General features: G+C 68.8%; 4 protein-coding genes. 2 read left to right on the forward strand and 2 right to left on the reverse strand.

Going from position 1 to position 5,600, the window contains the following annotated elements; all coding sequences use genetic code 11:
- Positions 1-258 precede the first annotated feature (258 nt).
- Positions 259-1,152, reverse strand: a complete 894-nt coding sequence (locus tag ACIRQP_RS41940; RefSeq protein ID WP_403900685.1) for a hypothetical protein — start codon at positions 1,150-1,152, stop codon at positions 259-261.
- Positions 1,153-1,800: 648 nt separating this feature from the next.
- On the opposite strand from ACIRQP_RS41940, the gene ACIRQP_RS41945 reads away from it, so the two are divergent.
- The gene (locus ACIRQP_RS41945; protein WP_403900679.1) at positions 1,801-2,595 is read left to right on the forward strand and encodes a TetR/AcrR family transcriptional regulator; all 795 of its coding nucleotides are present in this window, start codon (positions 1,801-1,803) and stop codon (positions 2,593-2,595) included.
- Between the two features lie 210 nt (positions 2,596-2,805).
- Here the strand turns inward: ACIRQP_RS41945 and ACIRQP_RS41950 are convergent, their stop codons facing one another.
- Positions 2,806-4,860, reverse strand: a complete 2,055-nt coding sequence (locus tag ACIRQP_RS41950) for a SpoIIE family protein phosphatase (RefSeq protein WP_403900681.1) — start codon at positions 4,858-4,860, stop codon at positions 2,806-2,808.
- A 381-nt stretch (positions 4,861-5,241) separates the two neighbouring features.
- On the opposite strand from ACIRQP_RS41950, the gene ACIRQP_RS41955 reads away from it, so the two are divergent.
- The gene (locus tag ACIRQP_RS41955) at positions 5,242-5,460 is read left to right on the forward strand and encodes a hypothetical protein (RefSeq protein ID WP_403900683.1); all 219 of its coding nucleotides are present in this window, start codon (positions 5,242-5,244) and stop codon (positions 5,458-5,460) included.
- Positions 5,461-5,600 lie beyond the last annotated feature (140 nt).

The following is a 5,600-nucleotide window of genomic DNA, read 5'->3' on the forward strand; positions in this document are numbered from 1 at the left end:
CCTGGCTCCACAACTACAATCACCACCGCGGACACACCGCACTCAAGGGCCAACCACCCGCCAGCCGCGTCCCCAACCTCACGGGTCAGTACACCGCCTCTCGTTTGGATCAGGCCGGATCAGGGAGCGGGGGCTGGTGCCGTGGATCGCAAGGCGGAGGAGGGAGCCGACGCGGAGCGTCGGCGACTGACGACAACGTGGCGAGGCATGGTGCCAGGGCTCGCGAGCCCGGCCTGATCCAAACGAAAGGCCCTAAGGTCACTCGACGCGGTCGCGGACGGCCTCACCGCCGTCCGCGACCGCCTGCGCACCCTCGTCCCCTCCTCCGCGGAACGACGCCGCAAACGCAGCTGACTCTCCTGCCTCGACACCGGTCGAGCCCCAGCCCGTCCGATCTTGATTTCGGTGTGGATGGACGGCTCGGCGGACACTAGGCCGGGTTCGGCCTGGTCCGCTACCCCAGGATTTTGAAGGGGCGTTCGAAGGCACTGCGGGGCTGCCCGGACCTCGCAGGGCGATCTTCAGAAGGTTTCCCGGACCTCGGCAGGCGGTGGCCTCGTGGCGAATACCGGGGTCCGGTGTCAGGGCCGGTTCAAGCCGCGGCGGTTTCTTGCTTTGCGGCTGCTGTGGCGGGCTGGGTGGTCTTCGTTTCCGGCGGGCGGCGACGAGGACGAGGAGGAGGAGTGCGAGGCCGAGGACGACCCAGGCGGTGAGGATCAGGGCGGGGGCTGCCGAGCCGGTGCCGTCGAAGAAGGCGTTGGCGCGCAGCAGGCTGCCGGAGGCGCCGGGCGGCAGAAGCTGGCCGACGGTCGCCCACCCTGAGTGGAGCCAGTACGGGCCGGTGCCGAGGCCGGACAGCGGGTTGCCCAGGAGCATCATGACGCCTGCTCCGGCCCCAAGGCCGGCGAGGCCGGTCGCTGCTTCCAGGCCGATGAAGGTCATGGACAGGGCGGCCATGCCCAGGCTCAGGCCGAGGGCGGTGAACCAGTAGTCGCCCGACAGCGATCCGGTTCCGTACTGGAGGAACGCGGTGACCGCGGCCCCGGCGAGCAGGGAGAAGAGGACGACGCCGGCCAGGCGGGTGCGCAGTCCGGTCCGGCCGGGAAAGAGGCGGGTGAGGGCGAAGGCGGGGATGATCCCGCCGAAGATCATCGGCAGGCCGGCGGCGGCGAAGCCGGCCCCTCGGGGATCGTCCTGGGGGGAAGGGTGCGAGGTCGTGGACGCTGGCCTGTGCCTGCCGCTGGGCGGCGGCGGCGTTTCCGAGGGCGGTCAGGGCGGTGCTGGCCATCGGGGCTCCGGCGGTGGCCGTGTAGATGTCGACTTTGCCGGAGGTGAGGGCGATGCCGCCGGTGATCTCCCGCTCCTTGACCGCGGAGGCGAGTGCTCCGGCGTCGTCGTAGACGGTGACGTCCCACTCCGGTCCTTCGAGTTCCTTCTCCAGTGCCTGAGCGGCGGCCTGCGGCCCGGTCACGCCGACGGGGACGTGGTGGGGTCCGCCGTTGACGCTCGGTAAGGCGAACGCGCAGAGCATCAGAAGGACCACGACTGTCAGGCCGAGCAGGACGGCCACGAGTTTCCGTGGTGTGCCAGGCTGCGCGGCTCTGGTTCCGGGGTGGGTATGGGCTGGTCGGACATGGTGATGCGCTCTCCGTTCCGGCCTGCGCCGAGGTGGACGGGCCGGATGGTGGGGATTCGGTGTGCCGAAGGCGGCACGGCCAACGGGATTCGCAGCGGACTGACACCTGATTACAGGGTAAGCTTATCCTTGTGTCAACCGAGAGTGGATATCCAATACGGAACGTGCCCGAGGACTTGGTCCAGGCGGCCCTTCGCGCATCACTTGCCAGGGGCGTCCCGGTCGCCGACGTCCCCGTCATCGCCATCGCCGGGGAAGCGGGCATCTCCCGCAGCACTCTGATGCGCCGCCTCGGGGGCACCCGTCACGCCCTGGACGAGGCGGTACGAGAGACCGGAGTGGACCCCGGGGGGAAGAAGCCGGTCCGCGAGCGCGCCATGGAGGCCGCGGGCGCCCTCATCAGCAAGCACGGACTCGCAGCGGTCACCCTGGAACGGGTGGCTGACAGTGCGCAGTGCTCCGTGCACAGCTTGTACGCGGCGTTCGGCGGACGGGATGAACTGCTGCACGCCGTCTACGAGCGATACAGCCCGGTGCTCGACGTCGAAGCCGTCCTCGCCGACCCGCATCAGGACCTCTCGCACACGGTCCGCCAGATCTACCGCCTGATGACCAGCGCCCTCACCCGCGAACCACGCATCCTGCCCGCCATGCTCGCCGATGCCCTCTCCCGACCCCACGACCCGGCCGCCCGATCCATCTACCAGCACGCCCTGCCCCGCATGCTCAACGGCGTCGAACAATGGCTCTCCGACGAAGCCACCGCCGGACGCATCCGCAAACTCCCTCCACTGCTCCTCCTGCAGCAGATGACCGGCCCCCTGATCACCCACTTCCTCATGCGCCCCGCCGCCCACCTGACCGGGACCTACTTGCCCACGACCGAGGAGGCCGTCGAGTTCTTCACCCAGACCTTCCTGCGGGCCGTGGCCCACACCCCGCCCCCTCACCAAACCTGAGACGTACGCATCCGACCGAGACCCGCACTCACCTGGCGGGACACCGCAGCGGCAGGTGTGCGGCCGGGCATCCCTTGACCCTTTTCCGGTGCCCGGCCCGGTCCAGTTCTTCGCAGCCGAACCTCAATGGCCTCGTCGGCCGTGCCACGGTCCGCAGGGACAGCCTCCGGGCGCGCACCGTCCGACACAGCTCCAGCCCCCGGCCGCCGTTCAGCCGATGCCGGTTACGGGTCTCGTCCGCGGCCGGTTCTTTCCGGCTGTCCTCGCACTGCCCGGGGTTGGCTGAGGACGCGGGCGCCGTCCTGTGCGTCGGATGACCAGCACGGCCACGTCGTCGAGGTGGTCGACCGCGACCGCCGCGTCGAGGATGCGGTCGGCGGTCGCCTCGGCGTTCAGTCCGTCGTGGACGGCTCGGGCGGCCAGTGTTCCGGCTCGTTCCAGTCCGGCTTCCAGCGTGAGGTCCGGTCCTTCGACCACGCCGTCGGTGACCATGACCAGCGTGCTGTCCTCGTCCAGGGTGAAGGTCTCCTCGCGGTACTCGGTGTCGGGCACGACTCCCAGGACCGGCCCGCCCGGCAGCTCGCAGATCTCGTAGCTGCCGTCCCTGTGTGCGCACAGCACTGGCACGTGGCCGGCGCTGGTGCCGGTGACCCGTCCGTTATGCGGGTCGAGATGCAGGATGGTGCAGCTGGCGAAGCGCTCGGGTTCCATCGTGGTCAGCAGCTCGTTGGTGCGCATCAGCACGGTTCCCGGATCCGGTTCCTGGGCGGCGATCGCGCGCATGGACAAGCGCACCAGTCCCATGAAGGCGGCGGCGTCCACGTCATGCCCTTGCACGTCGCCGATCTCCAGTGCGATCGCGCCGTCGGGCGTGACGAAGGCGTCGTACCAGTCTCCGCCGATGTCCAGCCCGTCTCGGCTGGGTCGGTAGCGGGCGGCGACCTCCAGCCCCGGGAGGTGCTCGGGCAGCGTGGGGAGCATGGTCTGCTGCAGCGCCGTGGCCAGCTCGACGCGTGCCTGCTGCAGCCGGATGCGCCGCAGTGCCTGGCCTGCCAGGTCGGCCAGCGTGCCCATGAGGGTCCGCTCCTCCAGGGACGGCCGGTATCCGCTGTCGTAGTACACATGCCACGCCCCGAGCGGTTGATTGCCGGCCTCACTGAGGGGGGTCATCGCGACGGCGTAGTCGCCGAGCCGGGCGAGCCGCAGAAGTCCGACCCCGTGCGGCCAGCGGCGGATGTAGTCCTTCCGGTCGGGGATGAACTGCGGCTTGCCGGTGCGGATCGCCTCGGGCAGCGCGCTCGGATGGTCCAGCGACATGCCGTGCAGGGCCTCGGCCTCCCCCATGGTTATCCTGGCATCGGTGAAGACGCGCAGGCGACCGTCGTCGACGAGTGCGAGCAGGGCACCGTTGGCGCCAAAGGTCGCGGCCAGCCGGGTCAGGACGACCTGCTGCATCTCCTGCTCCGTGGCTGCAGTGATCAAGGCGGAGGAGAAGTCGGCGATGTCCTTAGCACGCTGTCGCTCGGCAGTCAGTGCGGCCTGCACTTCCTCCCTGTGCTTCGCCTGCTTGGTGTCGTCGCGGACCACCACGAAGCTCCGCTCGGGGCCGTCAAACCCCAACTGGATCCGACGAGTCTGAGCGGCCAGCTGGTGCCAGCCATCGTGATCGGTGAGGTACCGCAACCTCATCCAGGGGGACCGGGCGGGGGCCGAGCGCAGGAGCTGCCGGAATGCCTCTCGGTCGTCAGGGCGCACTGCCGAGATCACTCTGGAAAGCGGCGCAGTGTGATCTGGGTAGAGCGCGGCCAGGACGAGTTTGCCACCGAGCCACTCCAGCCAGTCCCCCTGGGGTGAATACATCCACAGGCCGAGGTCGGCGGCCTCGATGGCCACCCGGAACGGGATCAGCAGGCTGGCCATGTCGTTGCGCGCATCCAGGGCGTGCACCCAGACCAGCTGCTCGTCACCGGCGGGATCCTTCACCAGCCGCGCCTCGAGCAAGCAGACAATGCATGCTCCGCCTCGCCCGGGGAAGTCCAGCACCCGCATCGCGACCGTCTTCGTCCTGGCGGCGTGGACCACGAGAGTCTCGGCCGATATCCGCTGGCTTGCGGGCCACAGATCACCGAAATCACGTCCCAGGCACTGCTCCACCGGCCCGCCCAGCGCCGTGGCCATCGCCGCGTTGAGGCTGCGGACGGCACCGTCCAGCGTCAAAAGAGCCGACGGGCCAGCCCTTAGAAGAAGTGCGTCCGAGACGTCCATCTGTGGCTCCCTGGCGAATACCAAAACAGCCTCTTCAGTCATATTCGCGCATTTTGCCCTTGCATGTATACACAGAGACCCATACGGGCCCGCTCACAGCGCCCCAATGCTTTCCCGCTTCCACGGCCGCCCGGCCGTCTGTGTTCATACGCCCCTGTCGCTCCGCCACGACGCGGCTCACGAGGCATTCTCAGCCATAGGGGAGCCAGGCACGAGTACGCCGGAGAGAGTGGCACAGGCCGGGCCGTCTGTGGGCCGCCCGAGGGTGGCCCACGACGACAGATGACGACAGTCGACGACGGCCCTCCCCCTGCTCAGAGACGGTGCTTCGGGCATGGCGCAGGTGCTCATCCATAAAGGTGAGTTGAGGAATGGATCAACATGCAGATCGGGCCCTACGTCGTCGGCGGCCGCCACGGCCACGCCGACACCGCCGGCGCGTACGAGGTCCTCGCCATCGACCGCGGCCCCCGCACGGAGTGGCCGGTCTGGCAGATGATCGTCCGCTACGACCGGGACCGGAAGGGACTGAACCGCCCCCGACACCGAACCGGACATCAGGTCACGTACCGCCCTCTGAGGTCGGAAAGTTCACCGTAGACCCGAACCTGCCGGAAGGGCGGATCAAGAAGATCAGCACCGGCTTAGGTCGTGTCTGATAATCGATCTTGTGACGGGTCGTGGTGAGTTGACGGATGGGGCGTGGGAGCGGATAGAGCCGCTGCTTCCTCGGGCTGACG

Origin of the sequence: Streptomyces sp. NPDC102274, assembly GCF_044766385.1 — a bacterium.
In the GTDB taxonomy this organism is placed as follows: domain Bacteria; phylum Actinomycetota; class Actinomycetes; order Streptomycetales; family Streptomycetaceae; genus Streptomyces.

Excerpts from the sequence above, each read along its gene's own strand:
- ACIRQP_RS41955 (WP_403900683.1), top strand. The coding sequence starts at position 5,242 with ATGCAGATCGGGCCCTACGTCGTCGGCGGCCGCCACGGCCACGCCGAC.
- ACIRQP_RS41940 (WP_403900685.1), bottom strand. The coding sequence starts at position 1,152 with ATGATCTTCGGCGGGATCATCCCCGCCTTCGCCCTCACCCGCCTCTTT.
- ACIRQP_RS41950 (WP_403900681.1), bottom strand. The coding sequence starts at position 4,860 with ATGGACGTCTCGGACGCACTTCTTCTAAGGGCTGGCCCGTCGGCTCTT.